Source organism: Hyunsoonleella sp. J2K-J805, assembly GCF_057167125.1.
The window spans coordinates 1981593-1999855 of the sequence record NZ_CM169901.1; the positions used below are offsets into that span (position 1 = coordinate 1981593).

General features: G+C 35.9%; 16 protein-coding genes and 1 tRNA gene. 4 read left to right on the forward strand and 13 right to left on the reverse strand.

All coding sequences use genetic code 11. The features are described 5' to 3' along the window. The 4 genes from AC1B0Z_RS08795 to AC1B0Z_RS08810 all read right to left on the reverse strand — a co-directional run bounded on the left by AC1B0Z_RS08795 (position 1) and on the right by AC1B0Z_RS08810 (position 3420). Positions 1-633, reverse strand: a complete 633-nt coding sequence (locus tag AC1B0Z_RS08795) for a cyclase family protein (RefSeq protein WP_483791599.1) — start codon at positions 631-633, stop codon at positions 1-3. An 11-nt stretch (positions 634-644) separates the two neighbouring features. Beyond that, a complete protein-coding gene (locus tag AC1B0Z_RS08800) occupies positions 645-1691 on the reverse strand; it encodes an isocitrate/isopropylmalate dehydrogenase family protein (RefSeq protein WP_483791600.1) in 1047 nt (348 codons plus the stop codon). After that, positions 1684-2328 (reverse strand): GntR family transcriptional regulator, encoded by a 645-nt coding sequence (locus AC1B0Z_RS08805; RefSeq protein ID WP_483791601.1) that lies wholly within the window; start codon positions 2326-2328, stop codon positions 1684-1686. The genes AC1B0Z_RS08800 and AC1B0Z_RS08805 overlap by 8 nt, the downstream gene beginning before the upstream one ends. A 75-nt stretch (positions 2329-2403) precedes the next feature. Then, complete coding sequence (locus AC1B0Z_RS08810; protein WP_483791602.1) at positions 2404-3420, reverse strand: LacI family DNA-binding transcriptional regulator; 1017 nt, start codon at positions 3418-3420, stop codon at positions 2404-2406. A 145-nt stretch (positions 3421-3565) separates the two neighbouring features. Between AC1B0Z_RS08810 and kduI the strand changes: the two genes are divergently transcribed. Then, positions 3566-4408, forward strand: coding sequence for a 5-dehydro-4-deoxy-D-glucuronate isomerase (gene kduI, locus AC1B0Z_RS08815; protein WP_483791603.1), 843 nt, complete (start codon positions 3566-3568; stop codon positions 4406-4408). Between the two features lie 4 nt (positions 4409-4412). Next, positions 4413-5591 (forward strand): DUF4861 family protein, encoded by a 1179-nt coding sequence (locus AC1B0Z_RS08820; protein WP_483791604.1) that lies wholly within the window; start codon positions 4413-4415, stop codon positions 5589-5591. A 226-nt stretch (positions 5592-5817) separates the two neighbouring features. On the opposite strand, the gene AC1B0Z_RS08825 is transcribed toward AC1B0Z_RS08820, so the two are convergent. From AC1B0Z_RS08825 to trxA, 8 genes are all read right to left on the reverse strand, one after another. Then, the gene (locus AC1B0Z_RS08825; RefSeq protein WP_483791605.1) at positions 5818-6183 is read right to left on the reverse strand and encodes a T9SS type A sorting domain-containing protein; all 366 of its coding nucleotides are present in this window, start codon (positions 6181-6183) and stop codon (positions 5818-5820) included. A gap of 245 nt (positions 6184-6428) precedes the next feature. Continuing rightward, positions 6429-7808 carry a hypothetical protein gene (locus AC1B0Z_RS08830; RefSeq protein WP_483791606.1) on the reverse strand — a complete coding sequence of 460 codons (1380 nt, stop codon included), beginning with the start codon at positions 7806-7808 and terminating at the stop codon, positions 6429-6431. A 210-nt stretch (positions 7809-8018) separates the two neighbouring features. Continuing rightward, positions 8019-9419 carry a WD40/YVTN/BNR-like repeat-containing protein gene (locus tag AC1B0Z_RS08835; protein ID WP_483795286.1) on the reverse strand — a complete coding sequence of 467 codons (1401 nt, stop codon included), beginning with the start codon at positions 9417-9419 and terminating at the stop codon, positions 8019-8021. Beyond that, positions 9389-9646 carry a YCF48-related protein gene (locus AC1B0Z_RS08840; RefSeq protein WP_483791607.1) on the reverse strand — a complete coding sequence of 86 codons (258 nt, stop codon included), beginning with the start codon at positions 9644-9646 and terminating at the stop codon, positions 9389-9391. The genes AC1B0Z_RS08835 and AC1B0Z_RS08840 overlap by 31 nt, the downstream gene beginning before the upstream one ends. A 479-nt stretch (positions 9647-10125) precedes the next feature. Next, positions 10126-10199 (reverse strand) — tRNA-Asp (locus AC1B0Z_RS08845). Between the two features lie 146 nt (positions 10200-10345). Then, positions 10346-11275, reverse strand: a complete 930-nt coding sequence (locus AC1B0Z_RS08850) for a DUF58 domain-containing protein (RefSeq protein ID WP_483791608.1) — start codon at positions 11273-11275, stop codon at positions 10346-10348. 171 nt (positions 11276-11446) lie between these two features. Next, the gene (locus AC1B0Z_RS08855) at positions 11447-11986 is read right to left on the reverse strand and encodes a ClpP family protease (RefSeq protein WP_483791609.1); all 540 of its coding nucleotides are present in this window, start codon (positions 11984-11986) and stop codon (positions 11447-11449) included. 82 nt (positions 11987-12068) lie between these two features. Next, complete coding sequence (gene trxA, locus AC1B0Z_RS08860) at positions 12069-12386, reverse strand: thioredoxin (RefSeq protein WP_130962910.1); 318 nt, start codon at positions 12384-12386, stop codon at positions 12069-12071. A 374-nt stretch (positions 12387-12760) separates the two neighbouring features. Between trxA and AC1B0Z_RS08865 the strand changes: the two genes are divergently transcribed. After that, positions 12761-13195, forward strand: coding sequence for an SRPBCC family protein (locus tag AC1B0Z_RS08865; RefSeq protein ID WP_483791610.1), 435 nt, complete (start codon positions 12761-12763; stop codon positions 13193-13195). Further along, positions 13185-13511: an ArsR/SmtB family transcription factor gene (locus AC1B0Z_RS08870; protein WP_483791611.1), complete on the forward strand. Its 327-nt coding sequence runs from the start codon at positions 13185-13187 to the stop codon at positions 13509-13511. Before AC1B0Z_RS08865 ends, AC1B0Z_RS08870 begins: the two co-directional genes overlap by 11 nt. Before the next feature lie 277 nt (positions 13512-13788). Here the strand turns inward: AC1B0Z_RS08870 and dnaE are convergent, their stop codons facing one another. Next, positions 13789-18174: a DNA polymerase III subunit alpha gene (gene dnaE, locus AC1B0Z_RS08875; RefSeq protein ID WP_483791612.1), complete on the reverse strand. Its 4386-nt coding sequence runs from the start codon at positions 18172-18174 to the stop codon at positions 13789-13791. Positions 18175-18263: the final 89 nt, after the last annotated feature.

Sequence of the window (18263 nt, forward strand, 5' to 3'; positions counted from 1 at the left end):
TTATCTTTCAATTGCTATTACACGTGCAGGTGCACCGTCGCCATCCTTAATTTTTAAGGGTAGTGCTATAAGCTCCACACAATTTGACGTTAACTTATCTATATTAATTAAACCTTCGATAATTACAACACCTTCTAAAAGAATTTCATGAATTTTGGTAACCTCTTCTAAATCGTTTACATCGGCAACTGAGGGTGGTTCAACAGCAATCATTTTCACCTTGTTGTCAATACACCAATTTGCTAATGCTTCACTAATCCTAGGCAATTCGTCTCGGTACTTTTGTGTCCATGCATATTGTGACCAACCTGTCCAAATTATTAAGCTGTCGCCAGCAGTAAACTTTTTTTTGATGTCTTCGGATATATGATCAACAGTAATTAACCCTTTTGGACCAACATCGCGCGCATCAACCACCCAAGCGTTACCTACAAAATCAGACACAGGAATCTCATCAATAGTTTGATTGCTTACATTGAAGTGAAAAGGTGCATCCATGTGCGTACCAATATGAGAGTAGAACGTTAGCGTACTAGCGTTCCACCCATCTTTATCTTTGGTTCTTGCTATTTCTTTTGAAAAACCATTAACACCGTTATGATATGACATTGTTAGATCTACAACACGACTCATTTGTTTTATGCTTATAAATTAGCTATTACAGCATCTGCAACATCTGAAGTGCTTGCATTACCCCCTAAATCTACTGTTAAAACTCCTTGAGTAGTAGATTTATCAATTGCCTCCATTATGTTATTTGCTGCTTCCGTTTCACCTAAATGTTCTAACATTAATGCTGCCGACCAAATTTGGCCATACGGATTAGCAATGTTTTGTCCTGCGATATCAGGTGCAGAGCCATGAATAGGTTCAAACATTGAAGGAAACTCTTTTTCAGGATTGATGTTTCCACTTCCTCCTAAACCAAGGCTTCCCATGATAGCACCTCCTAAATCACTTAATATATCTCCAAATAAATTAGTAGTTAACACCACATCAAACTGTTCTGGTTTCAATACAAACATAGCCGTGGAATTATCAATATACATTTGTTGATGTTCAACATCTGGATATTGTGCTGCAACTTCCCCAATTACTCTATCCCAATAAGACAAACTATTAATTAACGTATTTGATTTTGTAATATGCGTTACTTTATTGCGTCTTGTTCTTGCCAATTTAAATGCATAATGCGCTACACGCTCAATACCTTTTCTAGTAAAAACGCTAGTATCTATACCCATACCGTTTTCAAAATCTGGTAAATACTGACCACCCATTTGCACAAATTCACCTTCGTTGTTTTCTCTAACAATTACAAAATCAATGTGCTTTTCAGAACGAATAGGTCTGGTAACACCAGGATACGTTCTCACTGGTCTGTGATTTACATATTGGTTAAAATGTGTTCTTACTTTAAACGTATAATCTTTCGCTGGAAGCGTATCATCTACCGCCGGTAAACCTACAGAACCAAAATAAACTGCATCAAAGGCTCTAAGTTTATCAATACCGTCATCTGGTAAAAACTGATTGTTTTTTAAATAATAACCAGCACCCCAACCAAACTCTTCGGTTTCAATTGAAAAATTATGCTTTTCGGCAACTGCTTTAATTACTCTTAATCCTTCAGGTACTATTTCGTTTCCAATACCGTCTCCAGGTACAACTGCAATTTTGTAATTACTCACTTTTTTGAATTTTATGTTGATTTATTAATAATTCTTTTGATTTATTGATATGGGATCTCACAAGCGTTTCAGCCTTATCAGCGTCACCATCTTCTATAGCTTTAATGATCCTAAAATGCTCTTCTAAAGTTTCCTTTGGAGTTCTTACCAAACCATGCCCAACGACCTTGTCGTGAATATTACTAAAAAAGTAAATATTATCAAGCGGTGCATTTCCCGTTAACTTAATTAATTGTGAGTGGAAATTTTCATCGGCTTCGGCATAGGCTTTCTCGTCAATTTCATTTTGATTTAAAAAAGGCATAAAACATGCCTTAAGTTTTTCAACTACAGATATGTCCTTTTGATTAGCAAGTACCCGCGCTGCCATTCCTTCCAGCGCCTCTCTACATACATATATATCAATGATTTCCTTATAGTCTAGCACCCGCAAGTACATGCCACGTCTAGGAATACTTTCAACCAAATATTCGTTCTCTAAAGCCAAAAGCGCCTTCATCAAGGGTGTTCTGCTTACACCTAATTCCTCAGCAATCTTCTCCTGAACTATTTTTTCACCTTGTTTCAATTCGCCATTACGAATCATCTCTTTAAGGCGTTTGTAGATAGGTTGACTTAAGTCTGTATACTCAATCATAACGTTATTTTGTATTTTGTATACAAAATACAATAATACGACATATTCATCAAAAAATCACTTCAATATTAATTTTTAATTAGCTCTTTTAGATGAATTGCGCACAATCAGTTTCGACTTCAGCTCAATATGTTGTGCAATTAAGGATGTATCTACAATTTGATTTATTAAAGCATTTGTTGCCATCTTACCCATCTCAAAATCCGGCTGATTTATAGTAGTGAGCGAGGGTTCAATAACTGATGAAATGGGATCGTTATTAAAACCTACTATCCCAATATCCTCTGGTATTTTTACTGCTTTGGACTTTAAATATTGTAATGCGCTTATTGCGGAAGTGTCATTAGCGGCATAAATCCCATCAACTTTTTTCATTTTTAATATTTTCTTTGCCATTTCTACGCCATCATTTGCACTCAACTGGTTTTCGAAATGAAATGTTTCGTCCGTTTCTAAACCATATTTTTCCAGTGCTGCTAAATAGCCTTTTTTTCTGTTTTTATATAATTCTATGTTTTGAGGACCACTAAAATGCACAATATGTTTACAGCCATTCGAAATTAAATGTTCCGTTGCCTTAAAACTTGCTTCATAATCATCGATACTTACACTTGTACAACCTTCAAAATCACATGGCCTATCATAAAAAACAATGGGCGCCCCATGATTCCTAAATGGTTTCAAATGCGCATAAGAATTAGTTTGCATTGAAATGGAAATTAAAACACCATCTACGCGATTTGACAATAGATTATCCATTATTTTTTTTTCTCTCTCTACATTTTCTAAGGATTGACAAATAATTACGTTATAGCCATTCTTATAAGCCGTATCTTCAATTCCTGATATTACACTTGAGAAAAAACTACGGGAAATTCTAGGAACAATAACCCCGATAGTATTGGTTTTGTTTGTTCTTAAGTTTGAAGCCAAACTATTCCTTTGGTACCCGAGCTCAGTAGCTTTATTTAAAATTTTAGCTTTTGTTTTACTGGATACTCTTGGGCTATTATTTAAAGCGCGGGAGACAGTAGAACTGTCAATGTTTAAAGCCTTTGAAATATCGTGAATAGTAATCTTTCCTGAATTCATTCTGATAATATATGCGCCATAAAGTTTGCATTACTTTTTAAGCATCTAAATATATAAAAAAACTTAAGAATACAATCGATTGTATTTTAATTGAAATTTATTATTTTTACTGAAATTATCTAATAAAAAACCAAAATATAATAAGATGGCAAATAATTATGAAGTGCGCTATGCAGCATCACCGAGAGAAGTAAAGCGAATGGATACCAAAGAATTAAGAGATGAGTTCTTAATTCAAAATATTTTTAAGCAAGATGAAATTAGTTATATATACTCTCACTATGACAGATTTATAACTGCAGGAGTTTCTCCAGTAAAACAAAAAGTTACTTTAGAAACCATAGATGCTTTAAAGGCAGAATATTTCTTGGAGAGACGAGAACTTGGTATCATAAATATTGGTGGCAGCGGCTCGGTAACCGTTGACGGTACTGTATTTAAGTTAGACCATAAAGAAGGCTTATATGTTGGACGTGGCAATAAAGAAGTTATATTTTCTAGTGACTCTGCCGATAATCCTGCAAAATTCTATTTAAATTCAACACCAGCACATAAGACATATCCAAACAAAAAAATTGGAACGGAAGATTTGGAAGTCATTGAACTTGGTTCTCCTGAAACTGCCAATGCCAGAACGCTGAGAAAATATATTGTGAATAGCGTTGTAGACGTATGCCAGCTGCAAATGGGAATGACAACCATAAAATCAGGTAGCTCTTGGAATACTATGCCTGCACACGTGCATGACAGACGTATGGAAGTATATTTTTATTTTGAAGTACCTGAAGACCAAGCAGTGTGTCATTTTATGGGGCAAACAGATGAAACAAGACATATCTGGATGGGTAACGATGAAGCTGTAATATCGCCGCCTTGGTCTATCCACTCTGGTTCTGGTACAAGTAGCTACAGTTTTATTTGGGGAATGGCTGGTGAAAATTTGGACTATGGAGATATGGATGTATGCCCAACCAACGAATTAAGATAAGATCATGAAAATAACCCAGCTATTTTTTATTTTATCATTAAGCTGTATCGCTTATTCATGTGGCAGCAAAGAAGTATCAACAAAGGTTGAAGTTTCAAACGAGTTATCGGTGGATAGAACGTTTGAAACCGTAGAAATCTCAAAAGAGTTACTAGAAGTTGAAAATCTAAATAACTTAGGCATTAAAACCTTAGGCTCTAAAACATTTTTGGTCTCTCAATTGGTAGATAACGATGGCGATGGCAATATGGATATTTTACTTTTTCAACCTGAAGTGAAAGCTAACAGTAAAGCAACTTTTGAAATCTCGGAGCTTCCAGAGGATTTTGAAACTTCAAAAGAAAAAATTTGCTACTCGCGATTCGTTCCAGAACGAACCGATGACTACGCTTGGGAGAACAATAAAGTAGCTTTCAGAACCTATGGGCCTAATGCGCAATACAGATTTGAAAATGGTTTAAAAGAAGGCACACTTTCAAGTGGTATTGATGCTTGGTTAAAACGTGTTGATTATTCAATTATTGATGCTTGGTACAAAAAATATACTGAAGAAACAGGCACTTATCATGAAGACACTGGCGAAGGCCTTGATAATTTTCATGTCGGCAAGAGCCGGGGTGTTGGTGGTATAGCATATAAAAAAGATAGCACCTATTACATTTCGAAAAACTTTGTTAGTTATAAAACCTTAACAAACGGACCGATTAGAACCAGTTTTATATTGGATTATGGCACATGGAATGCTGATGGGACTGCAATTACGGAATCAAAAACTATCTGTTTAGATTACGGCAATAATCTTTCTAAGTTTGAGATTGCCATTACTGGGGTAGATACGATTTCGGCAGGTTTGACACTGCATGAAAAAGATGGTGTAGTTACCTCACATAAAGATGAAACATGGATAAACTATTGGCAACCACATGCGGATTCTGAATTGGGTACAGCCATAGTTGCACACCCAATGTACTTTATTGATTCTGAAAAATACGAAACTGATGTTAAAGATTTGAGTAATGCCTTTTCTCATCTAAAAGTTATTGATGGTCAAACAGTTTACTATGCAGGCTTTACTTGGAAAAAAAGTGGTCAATTCGAAAACCAATATGAGTGGGAACAGTATTTGAGTAATTTTGCTAAGAAATTAAATGTGCCTTTAAATGTTAAAGTATCAAAAAACTAATCTTATTATGTAAAGCGTGATAAACGTCTCTTTTCTAGGTTAGATTAGGGGCGTTTATATTTCATAAACCTTTCCTTTCATTAGAACCATTGTCTTCTTCTTTTATTTAAAAAAATATCGTTTTTGCATGCTACATTAAATAAAAAGTTCTTAAAACAAAAAAGCTTCTCAATTTCTTAAATATTTAAATTGAGAAGCTTTTACTAAATTCATGTTATTCTTGTAATTATTCCTTCACGATTTTATAAACCCTTACAGCATCAAAAGTTTGTAACCTTAAGAAATATACTGCTGGTTTTAATCCTGCTATATTGACTTTCTCAAAGTTCTCATTTATACTCAACACATGCTGTCCAGTAAGAGAAAAAACATCCAAAGATTTTAGCTGAGAAACACCCCCATTTACATACAAAATACCTTTAGTAGGATTAGGATAAATTTTTATTTTGTCAATATCATCCATATCTCCCGTACTTAGCGAACTATCAATAATGAAATTTGAAAAAACGGAGTTTGTGTTACCATTTAAATCTTTAACAATTACTTCAAAAGTGTGACTACCATCTGATAAGGGATTTTCTGGTATATACAACACTTGTCTTTTTAATGGATCCCATACTGCCTCAACTTCAACTCCATTAATTTTTATTATTGTTTGAGCAAGATCAATACCAATGCCTATAGCTGGCTCAAATAGTTTAGCCCATAACTGAGCTTCAGAGGAAATAATATCACCCTCTTTTGGATAATAATCTTGAATATTAGGAGCGCTTGTATCATTATCTATATCGTATAAAATTCCAATAGCATAAATACCTGATTCAGTAATTTGCGCATCTACTTCATTAATATCAGTATTTGAATCCTCAGATAATTCCTCCCATGAGAAATTACTTGATTTGAATTTATAAATTTTAGCAGAGTTTTTTCAGGCTCGCTAAAACCAAGAGAGTCCACTATAGATTGGTCAATCATCATAGTTAACGTAACTGAGTCAAAGTTTTCAAGTATTTGGTCTGATTCATCTAACAAATTAATATCCATAAAATTACTAACTATATACAATGTACTAGGAATTTCATTACTATTAGACTTGCCAAAACCGCTTTTTTTGCTTTCTATACGATTTGACTTTGTTACTATTCTCTTTTGAGAATCGGAAGAAGCACCAAAAGAAAATGTAGAATCGAAGTAATTTATAATAAACCTGCTACCATTTGAGACCTGGCCTTGTATTCGCCCAATTACGTCAGACACTTCGTTTTTTACATCAATCAAAAAATCTTGTCCAATTTCTAAATATGTATCTGTTGTAATAACAATTGCATCTATATGGTCCTGTAAAATAGCACCCAATCCTTGAAAAATTCCATTTAACTCGTCTCTTAGTGCAAATATTGGTTCTTGAGCAGAAAACCCCTTATACTCTGTGATAGGGATAACATTTCCATCAGATACTAATTCTTTTTTCCTAACAAACTCTATATCACTCAATACAACTAATTGAAAACCAATGTTAATATCAATTATTTTTCTTATTATTTCTGGAAAACCTATGTTAAACTCAACTTTTTCACCTCTCATATTTGACCTTCTTGTCTCTAAAATTGTATGATTATTGAAATTAATTAAGCTACCAGGACTGCTTTCAAATAATTCTGGGAGACTATTTTTAAATTCCAAATTATTAATACTTAAGTCTGATAAATTGTTAGTTTTAGATAACTGTAAAAATTTCCCAGCTATTGAACCAGATATGTTAGTTGTTTTGACAATATTTTCAGGCATCACAAAAGTAAAATTGTCTTTTGAGTTCCAAGTTTCCACGAAAATCTGTCCTTCATTAAAACCTTCAAAAGAAACCTCCAAAACTTCAGGAAGGTTATTAGAACTTTTTTTTAGTTTCAAACTTGCCTTAGTACCATTATTGATAGCTATATTATCACCAAAATTCAATTCAGTATTTGCTGAAGAAGTAATTTGTAATCCTTCTTTAAAATTAAATTCTTGAACAAAATCCAAATTATATACTGAGCTACTGTTTTTTAGGTTTGATTCATGCGAATACTTAGTATAACTACCTAAGCCCCCGCCAACACTGGCATCAAATTTTATCCCATTACTAATTTTAATATTCAATCCAAAATTTTGACCAAATTTTTCATTAACTCCAAAACCATAACTATCTGTCCATAAATAATCTTCGTAAGCCTGCACAGAACTAGGGTATAAATCTTTTATTTCAAGGTTTAAAGATTTAAATAAAACATAAGTATAAGGGTTAAGATTAATACCTCCAACTATTAATGGTTCTAAAAGGTAAGCGGCCTTTAACTTATTTATTGCTCCAGAAAGACAAACCATTATCAAACCTCACAGACTGACTTAAAAAACCATCAAAGCCTCTTTCTAAATAATTACTTATTTCTAGTTTAGAATTTGACCCAAAATACTTTCCAAATGAAAACTTAGGCAAACCCAAATTAGTTGAAGCACTTCCTTCAACTCGTCTCTTGATATATTGCTCTCCAGAAGAGTTTTCGTAAAAGTTAATCCCATACCTGCCGTACCTTGAACTGATACAGATGCAAGAGTTAATTCTATATCTTTAGTTGCTACTGGTCCAAGACTTAAACCCGCACCTAAACTTCCATTTGCAAAAATATCTGTAGATTGACTTTTCCCATTTTTTCTTTTTTGAACAGTAAAGTCTTTTGGTTTACTTTCGATATTAAATTCTATTATATTATTACTGTCACTATCAACAATTCTATCAGGAATGGAAAAAGTAAATTGTCCTAATTCTTTCTCGAGAGATAAATCTACTCGGAATTGAAGTATTCCATCACCTAAATATGAAACCTCTAAATATTCGTATCCTATACCTTCAAAATTTATAAGCTCTTTAAATCTTTCCCCTACTTTAGGCAAAGCACAGGTCTCTTCAACGTAATAATATATATAAGCATCGGACTCGGTGTAAGCAATATACGTTGGAGTACCTGAAGTATCCTCCTCTATCATAAATGGTTCAGTCATATTCAGGTTATCAGAAACCTCATCGTCATCAATAAACACAATTTCATCTTCATCGCACCCCCTTTTAAGTAGCGTTCCTAAAGCGCCAACTGCAAATGCATTACCTGAGCTATTCTGAAAAACATTTCTAATAACATATGTTGTTCCAGATTCTTGAAGTTCCCATGTTTCACCACCATCATTTGACTCATAAATCACACCTCCAAAACCCACAACAATGGCTCGCTCGTTATCAAAAAAGTGGACACCACTAAAAGTGCTTGTTGCTCCTGTTTGTTTAGCTTGCCAAGTATCCCCACCATTAGTAGTTTTGTAAATTCCACCTCCTGAACCTACAGCAAGACCATTTAAAGTATCACTAAAAGAAACAGATCTTAGTTGGCTATCAAGTGTTGTAATTATATTTGTCCATGTGCTTCCGCCATCTGTTGACTTCATAATAACTCCCTTTCCAGCATCATATCCTACGGCAACAGCATTTAAGCCATCATAGTGAGCAACATCAATAATAGTTCCAGCATTTCCAGATGGTAGTGTACGCTTAGACCAGCTAGTTCCTCCATCTGAAGTAAATAACCCATATCCCTCTTGACCAACTATAACGCCATACAATCCATCATCTGTAAATGAAACAGACCATAATGGCTTGTGATTGCTGAGAGGTATAAAGAAAACATTCCAAGTTAGCCCACCATCATTAGTGTAGTGAAACCTTCCTGCAGTACTAGCAGTCTTTTTCTTGCCTACTGCCCAACCATTTAAGGAGTCCTTAAAAAAACACCATAATATCTAGTATCTGATACAGCGGAACTGTACTTTACCCATTTTTCCCCTCCGTCAATCGTTTTATAAACAGCATTATCTCCTGCAATCCAACCAATGGTATCGTTCACAAAGTGTATATCATAAAAATTATCAGTTGTACCCAAGTCAACAGCTTCCCATTGCGCATTAGTTTGAAGTGAATAAAGAGTGAAGAATGTAAAAATAACTGTTCTAAAAAAATAATTTTTCATTTGAATCTGTTTTGGTTAATAGCAAATTCCAAAACATAAGAAAGAGGAGGAAGACTGGGTTAATAGCTTGAATTCAAAAATATCAGATACCCTACATAAAACCAATACCCTTTAATGGGTATTTTTAAACACTTTAACGCTTTTGTCTAAATAAACAAACACTTTATCTATAGCCATAATAACGATGAATTTTAATTAGCCATTAATTTCAAGATAAAGCATAGTTTAAAATGGTGCATCATTTGAGCTTAAAAATAACACCATATAACATTCTGAAGTCGTATTCAATGGAATAACATACCATATTTGGATGCTTTGATAAGACTCCCTTTTTTTTTAATTCATTTAGACTAAAAAACAAAAAAGCTTCACAATTTTCTCTAAAGAAAAAAGGAAAGCTTCTCATTGGATCGCCCGTTATTACTGGACTTTCACTACGTTATCTCTTTCGAGATAAACAACACAACTTTTTTAAGTTGCGGTCTGGACGGGACTCGAACCCGCGACCCCCTGCGTGACAGGCAGATATTCTAACCAACTGAACTACCAGACCGTTGCGTTATTGCGGTTGCAAATATACACGCCTTTTTTTATAAGTCAAATGTTTTTTAAAGTTTTTTGAGTAATTTTTTACCTTCTGATAACTTGATTGTTTCAGCAAGAGCTCTTCTCCTCGTGGGGAGGTTATAGGGGTATGATTTAACTAAATTTTTGGCGTTCTACCATGTACGTCGTCAAAATTGAATTAAAAGCTTTATTTACGTCAGCTTCAACATATTTAATTTTGTACTGCATACATTTTAGGCGCAAAGCCTCAAAATAATTGTTTACGGCTTCGCTATAATTGGTCTTTATTGTATCAGCATATAAATTGATATGCTCCCCCGTTTCCACATCGATAAAACGTTTCGGGCTATTATCAAAATCAAACTGCAATTCCTTTTCCTTATCAAATACATGAAATAAAATCACCTCATGTTTATTGTATTTTAAGTGTCTAAGCGCCTCAAACAACTTCACCTCATCTTCAGAGGTTTGAAACATATCCGTAAATAAAAATATCATAGAACGCCTATGAATCTTTTCTGCAATTTCATGCAAATACTTATAGGTCTCTGTCTCTTTATTTAAGGGTTTCGAAATTACAGCATCACTTAAATGATTCAACAACATTTGATGATGGCGTTCACTTCCTTTTTCAGGAGCGTAATAATCATAGCTATCACTGTAAACACTTAAGCCAACAGCATCGCGCTGACGTTTCAAAATCTGCATTAAGGACGCAGCAGCCAATACCGAAAATCCAATTTTATTTAAACTGTCAATAGAAAAAGACTCCAATTTGGGATAATGCATAGAGCTACTATTATCCAGAATAATATGACACCGCAAATTCGTCTCATCATCATAACGCTTGGTATATAGCTTATCAGTTTTGGCATATAATTTCCAATCTATATGGCGCGTACTTTCACCCCGATTATAAATTTTATGCTCCGCAAATTCCGCTGAAAACCCATGGAACGGACTCTTATGCATCCCTGCAATAAAGCCTTCAACCACTTGTTTTGCAAGTAGCTCCAAGTTTTTAAAACCTTCAGCTTTATTAAGTTCAGTTTGTATTTCCATATGCCCCTATTAATCTCCCAAAAGGGGAGAAACACTCTTATACAAAAGTGTATTGTTCAGTTTAAAAGATTTATTTTAATATAACTAAGCAACTCTCCTCCCTCAAGAATAAGAGTTCCTCCCCTTTGGGGAGGTTATGGGGCTTTTCCCCCAACTGGGGGTTAGGGGACTTTAGATTAGTTTATCTACAATACCATAGGCAACAGACTCCTCCGCTCCCATCCAATGGTCACGATTAAAATCTTTCATCACCTTTTCAAAAGTCTGCCCACAATTATCTGCCAAAATCTGCGCGCTCAACTCTTTGGTTTTTAAAATCTCTTGAGCAGTGATTTCTATATCACTCGCTTGCCCTCGAGCACCTCCGCTAGGTTGGTGTATCATCACACGCGCATGTGGCTGAATAAAACGTTTTCCTTTAGTTCCTACAGATAACAAAATAGATCCCATAGAGGCCGCCAAACCTGTACAAATGGTAGACACATCACTTTTTAAAGATTGTATAGTATCATACATAGCAAAACCAGAGGTAACATAACCGCCCGGACTATTAATGTACAACTGAATATCGGCGGTTTCTAGCGCATCCAAATACAACAATCTATCTATTACGTGTTTAGCCGAATCATCATTCACCATACCCCATAAAAAAACTTTACGCTGTTCAATTAACTTACCGTCAATGGCATCTTGCACTTTATTTTTACTCATCTTAATTTTAGTTTAATAATCATCTAAAATAAAAAAAGGTTCACCATATGGCAAACCTTTTCAACTTTCTTTTCTTTTTCTATTACAAAAGCGAATCTATCGCATCTGTATATGCATTCTTCGGCGCAACACCCACCTGCCTTCCAACGACTTCACCATTTTGAAATACCAAAACAGTTGGGATATTACGAACACCGTATTTAGCAGCAAACTCTTGGTTAGCATCAACATCAACCTTTCCAACAACAGCTTTCCCGTCATACTCCTCGCTTATCTGCTCAATCACAGGACCTACCATTCTACAAGGCCCACACCAAGCTGCCCAAAAATCAACCAAAACAGGCTTTTCACTCTTTAATACCGTTTCCTCAAAAGTCGCATCTGTTATCTCTAATGCCATAATATATATTTTTAAAAAATTCTTAATTCATTTTAATTACACAAAATTAGTCAAAAAATATTCCAAAGCTTACAAACCATCAATTTGTTTTCCCTATAACGGCATTGGTTGGGTTTATTTCCTTTTTTTTGGGCGCAACCCACCCTTCGAGAACCTCAGGGTAAAATGGTCGGGCTATCCGCTAATAGTTTTGGCTCGATGCGCGCCTCGCCAAAAGCTACCACTGCTATCGCTTGCGCGGGTGCAGAACTCATTCAGGAAACTTATTTATGCAACTAAAAAGTTGCGAATTAAATTTATTTATCTTAGTTTAGCAACCATAAAGTTGCATACCTGCTTACCGGCAGGCAGGTTAAGCAAAAAACCAAACTATAATGAAAGATGTAATTACAAAAGAAGTGATATTCAATCACGACATAGACCAAGTGTGGAACGCCATAACCAAGGCTGAAGAAATCTCAACATGGTTTATACCTGCCAATTTTAAAGCTGAAAAAGGATACAAATACCTGTTCGCCTCACCCCCAAACGAAAAAGGATGCACTACCATAAGCGGACAAGTATTGGAAGCTAATCCTTATACCCTAATTTACACTTGGATTGAAGGTAGTACTAAAAATGTGGAAACAAAAGTAAAATGGGAATTAGAATCTGTTTCTGAGGGCACCAAACTTACTTTAATACATTCTGATATAGCAAATTACAAAGGCGAAACCGCAGTGGCCATGTTCGAAAGTTTTAATGGCGGTTGGGACAACTGTATTATTGGGCTAACTAATTATTTAAAAGAAGAAGTGAATGCAGGATAACATCACAAAACTATTCAAGGCCATAGCCGACCCCACAAGGCGTGATATTTTTCACGCCTTGGTTATTGCTGCCTCAGCACTGTCCATCACTCAAATTTCAAACCAATTTGAGATGACTCGTCAAGGTGTTACCAAACATATCAAAACTTTGGAAGAAGCAGGTTTGGTTTACATCAAAACCCAAGGACGTGAACGCTTTTGTAGCGCCAACCCAAAAGAACTACGAGAAGTAAACAAATGGCTAAAATTCTATGAGCGATTCTGGGATGATAAATTAGGTAGTTTAGGGGATTATTTGGATAGTAAAAAATCATAACCTATTGCGTCATTGTGAGAAAGAACAATAAATCAAATCGTCAGGATGAGGGAGGAACGACCGTAATAATCTGTTGATTATTAGTTCGAAATTCTCAACAAACAGATTCTTACGCTTTTTTTCTTGAAAAAGCTCGGAATGACGTTAACATAAAAAACACCGTCATTGTGAGGAGGCACGACGTAACAATCTGTTTATTATAAGTTCCAAAATAAATTAAACAGATTCTTACGCTTTTTTCTAATGAAAAAGCTCAGAATGACGCTAAAATTAGAACTTAATTCAACTTAAACCGCACATCCTGAGCTTCCAGCTCATTTAGCAATTCTTGGCATACCTTCACCTTTTGCTTTCGACTAGGCATGGTCAGTTTCATTTTCTCTTTAGTATCATATACCAAAAAGTTTAAGGTCTGGTTTCCAGGATGCAGATGTAACAACTCTTTTAACGCTATGATTTTTTGCTCCGTTAAATCTTTAATGTCAACCTGTATGGATAGTTTTTTGGTATACTGTTCCATGACATCATGCAACAACTGAAAGCTATTAAACTGTAATCTAGGATCGCTCTTTTTGCCAGTATCTTTATTAACCCAACCTTCGCGTACAAACGTTTTCACAAATACAAAATTGTTTTGCAATAAAAAGTGCCGGTACTTTAAATATTCTTCTCCAAAAATTCGGAATTCGTAGCTATCAGTATAATCTTCAATCGTAAACAGCGCCCAACCTTTACCTTGTTTACTCACCCGATGTTGCACATCAGTTACTACGCCTCCAAACACCAATTCACGATTTACGTAAGGCTCCAAATTATTAAACATCCCAACTGTAGCGTTACAAAAGGTTTTCATCTCCGTTTTAAAATCATCTAACGGATGGCCAGAAATATAAACCCCAACAACTTCTCGTTCTTTACTCAAGGTTTTCATGGTACCCCATTCTTCACATGGTGGCACTTCGGGTTCTGGTATTTGAACTTCGCTGGCCTCTCCAAACAAACTTACCTGTGCAGAATTTTCATTCTCTTTATACTTTTGGGCGTATTTAATTGCTTTTTCTAAAAACGTAATTCCATCGCCATCATCATGAAAATACTGTGCGCGATGTGTATCGCCTAATCCATCAAAACCACCAGCTAACGCTAAATTTTCAAAAGCTTTTTTGTTGGCCGCTCGCAAGTCGATACGCTTAGCCAAATCAAATATGGATTTGTAGTGCCCATCCTTTTTCCGGTTTTCCACAATAGTCATTACCGCACCATGACCTACGCCTTTTATCGCCCCCATTCCAAAACGTACCGCACCAGCTGCATTTACCGAAAACTTGTAGTAACTCTCATTCACATCAGGCCCCAAAACATCCAACTTCATGCGTTTACATTCTTCCATAAAGAAAGTAACCTGCTTAATATCATTCATGTTATTGGAAAGCACCGCAGCCATGTATTCCGCTGGGTAATGTGCTTTCAAATATGCTGTTTGGTAAGCAATCCAAGCATAACATGTAGAATGCGATTTATTAAAAGCGTAACTCGCAAAGGCTTCCCAATCTTTCCAAACTTTCTCTAGAACTTTCGCATCATGCCCGTTGGCGGTAGCTTGTTCAATAAATTTCGGTTTCATTTTGGCAAGAACCGCGATTTGTTTTTTTCCCATCGCTTTACGAAGCACGTCCGCTTCGCCTTTTGTAAAATCTGCCAGCTTTTGGGAGAGTAGCATCACCTGCTCTTGATATACTGTAATACCATAAGTTTCCTTAAGATATTCCTCCATAGCAGGCAAATCGTACTCGATTTCTTCATCACCATGTTTTCTGCGGACAAAACTTGGGATGTATTCCATTGGCCCTGGACGATACAAAGCATTCATCGCAATTAAATCCTCAAATACCGTCGGCTTTAAATCACGAAGGTGTTTTTGCATCCCTGGAGATTCATATTGAAATACGCCAACGGTTTCACCCCTTTGGAACAGCTCGTATGTTTTTTCATCATCCAAGGGGAAACTCTCTGGGTCTAGCTGAATATCATGTTTCGCCTTTACAATTTTTACGGTATCTTTAATTAGGGTTAATGTTTTTAACCCCAAGAAATCCATTTTTAAAAGTCCTGCGTCTTCTACTACCGAGTTATCGAATTGTGTAACATATAAGTCAGAATCCTTGGCGGTGGCAACTGGAACGAATTTTGTAATATCATCTGGTGTTATAATTACACCGCAAGCATGAATTCCCGTATTCCTTACCGAACCTTCAAGGGCTCTTGCGGTATTGACAGTTTCAGCCTCTAAGTCACTACCTTCAGAAATATTTAAAAGCTGATTGACTTTTTCTAAATCCTCGGCTCTAAATTTCTTGCCTAACTCCTTTTCATCTAAACCAAAAATCTTATTTAGCTTAGACATATTCGGAATTAACTTCGCAATTCTATCGGCATCAAACAAAGGTAAATCCAGTACCCGAGCCGTATCACGAATAGAAGATTTCGCTGCCATAGTACCATAAGTAATGATTTGAGCCACCTGATTTGCACCGTATTTTTCAATCACATAATCCATCACACGACTTCGACCTTCATCATCAAAATCAATGTCAATATCGGGCATACTGATACGATCTGGGTTTAAGAAACGCTCAAAAAGCAAATCGTACTTCAATGGGTCGATGTTCGTAATCCAAAGGCAATATGCTGCAACGGAACCTGCCGCGGAACCACGCCCTGGACCAACAGACACATCCATATTTCGGGCTTCTCTAATGAAATCTTCAACAATTAAAAAATATCCTGGATAGCCTGTATTTTCAATAACGCTTAGCTCAAAGTCTAATCGTTCCGTAACTTCCTCAGATAAAGGTTCACCATAACGTTTTTTGGCGCCTTCATATACCAAATGCTTTAAATAGGCATTTTCACCACGCTTACCACCGTCGGCTAAATCCTCCTCATGTTTAAATTCATCTGGGATATCAAAAGCGGGTAAGAGTACATCACGAGCCAATTGAAATGCCTCCACTTTATCAACGACTTCTTGCACATTTATTATGGCTTCAGGAATATCTCGAAACAAGGCCTTCATGTCTTCTGAAGACTTAAAGTAGTACTCCTGATTTGGCAATCCGTAACGATATCCTCGCCCGCGCCCTATAGGAGTCGCCTGTTTTTCACCATCTTTTACACAAAGTAAAATATCATGAGCATTTGCGTGTTCTTGCTTTTGATAATAGCTGTTATTCGTGGCGACCAATTTTATATTATGCTTTTTTGCCAGCTTAATCAACGTTGGGTTTACACGATTTTCATCTTCTTGATTATGGCGCATCAGTTCTACATACAAATCGTCACCAAACTCGTTTTTCCACCAAATTAGTGCTTCCTCTGCTTGGTTTTCGCCAATATTCAATACTTTACTTGGTACCTCACCGCATAAATTTCCTGTGAGTACAATTAAATCTTCTTTGTACTGCTGAATCAATTTTTTATCAATTCTAGGCAAATAATAAAAGCCATCCACAAAGGCGTGAGACGATAGTTTTGCCAAATTGTGATAACCATTTTTATTCTTCGCTAGAAGCACAATTTGATACCCATTGTCCTTTCTGGTTTTATCAGTATGGTCTTCACAAACAAAAAACTCGCAACCCACTATTGGTTTTATCAATTTTGCATCGGTAGATTCTCCCTTCTCCTCAGCTTCAGCAATTTTAGCTTTTATGCCACTATTTACCTTATTGACCGCATTTACAAAATGAAATGCGCCCATCATATTCGCATGATCGGTTAAAGCCACTGCTGGCATATTATGTTCTGCCGCCGCACTTACTAAATCAGAAACACTCATAGTGGATTGTAGCACAGAGAATTGCGAATGGTTATGCAGATGCACAAAATCAACCCCAGCTAAGTCAGATGCGTTTTGCTGAATATCCTCTTGAGATATTCCAGATTTCGCCTTTTCAATACGCTCTCGAATTTCAGCACTCGCCTTTTTAAGATTTATGTGCTTTAATCCGATAGTTTTTATCGTCTCAGGATTCTCTTCCTTAAAGTTCTCGAAATAATCGGGTTGAACATCCAGCTGTTCTTTGGTGTACTCACCTAAACGAATCAACTCGAAAAAACAACGCGTAGTTGCCTCAACATCAGCAGTCGCATTATGCGCTTCAGAAAAAGGCTCGTTAAATAAAAACTCGTGTAATTCTGTAAGCGTAGGCAGTTTAAATTTACCGTAACGCCCACCAGGAATCTGACATAAACTTGCCGTATGTTCAGTACATGTATCTAAAACAGGGAGTTCTTGTAATTGGTTTTGAACATTTCCTCGGACAAATTCCGCACCCATTATATTTAAATCGAACTTTACATTCTGACCAACCACAAACTTTGTTTTCCCTAGAACTTCATTAAACTTTTCTAAAACCTCATCTAATGGCATACCTTGTTCTTCGGCCAACTCTGTAGAAATACCATGAATTTTTTCGGCATCATATGGAATATTAAACCCATCTGGTTTTACCAAATAATCCTGCTGATCGATACAATTCCCCATCGCATCATGCAATTGCCATGCAATTTGTATACACCTTGGCCAGTTGTCCACATCCGTAATTGGTGCATCCCAGCGCTTTGGTAAACCTGTGGTTTCAGTATCGAAAATTAAGTACATTCTTTAAGTTTATTCGTTGATTTGTGTAACTGTTGAGTCGTAAATATCGAGCATATAAAAATAGGTAGAATTTCTACTTTTTTAAAGTG

What these genes read in the sequence shown, in the direction of transcription:
- AC1B0Z_RS08795 (WP_483791599.1), bottom strand. Translation starts at nt 633, where the DNA reads ATGAGTCGTGTTGTAGATCTAACAATGTCATATCATAACGGTGTTAAT.
- AC1B0Z_RS08870 (WP_483791611.1), top strand. Translation starts at nt 13,185, where the DNA reads ATGCAGGATAACATCACAAAACTATTCAAGGCCATAGCCGACCCCACA.
- AC1B0Z_RS08865 (WP_483791610.1), top strand. Translation starts at nt 12,761, where the DNA reads ATGAAAGATGTAATTACAAAAGAAGTGATATTCAATCACGACATAGAC.
- AC1B0Z_RS08805 (WP_483791601.1), bottom strand. Translation starts at nt 2,328, where the DNA reads ATGATTGAGTATACAGACTTAAGTCAACCTATCTACAAACGCCTTAAA.
- kduI (WP_483791603.1), top strand. Translation starts at nt 3,566, where the DNA reads ATGGCAAATAATTATGAAGTGCGCTATGCAGCATCACCGAGAGAAGTA.
- AC1B0Z_RS08850 (WP_483791608.1), bottom strand. Translation starts at nt 11,275, where the DNA reads ATGGAAATACAAACTGAACTTAATAAAGCTGAAGGTTTTAAAAACTTG.
- AC1B0Z_RS08820 (WP_483791604.1), top strand. Translation starts at nt 4,413, where the DNA reads ATGAAAATAACCCAGCTATTTTTTATTTTATCATTAAGCTGTATCGCT.
- dnaE (WP_483791612.1), bottom strand. Translation starts at nt 18,174, where the DNA reads ATGTACTTAATTTTCGATACTGAAACCACAGGTTTACCAAAGCGCTGG.
- AC1B0Z_RS08840 (WP_483791607.1), bottom strand. Translation starts at nt 9,646, where the DNA reads ATGAAAAATTATTTTTTTAGAACAGTTATTTTTACATTCTTCACTCTT.
- AC1B0Z_RS08810 (WP_483791602.1), bottom strand. Translation starts at nt 3,420, where the DNA reads ATGAATTCAGGAAAGATTACTATTCACGATATTTCAAAGGCTTTAAAC.
- trxA (WP_130962910.1), bottom strand. Translation starts at nt 12,386, where the DNA reads ATGGCATTAGAGATAACAGATGCGACTTTTGAGGAAACGGTATTAAAG.
- AC1B0Z_RS08855 (WP_483791609.1), bottom strand. Translation starts at nt 11,986, where the DNA reads ATGAGTAAAAATAAAGTGCAAGATGCCATTGACGGTAAGTTAATTGAA.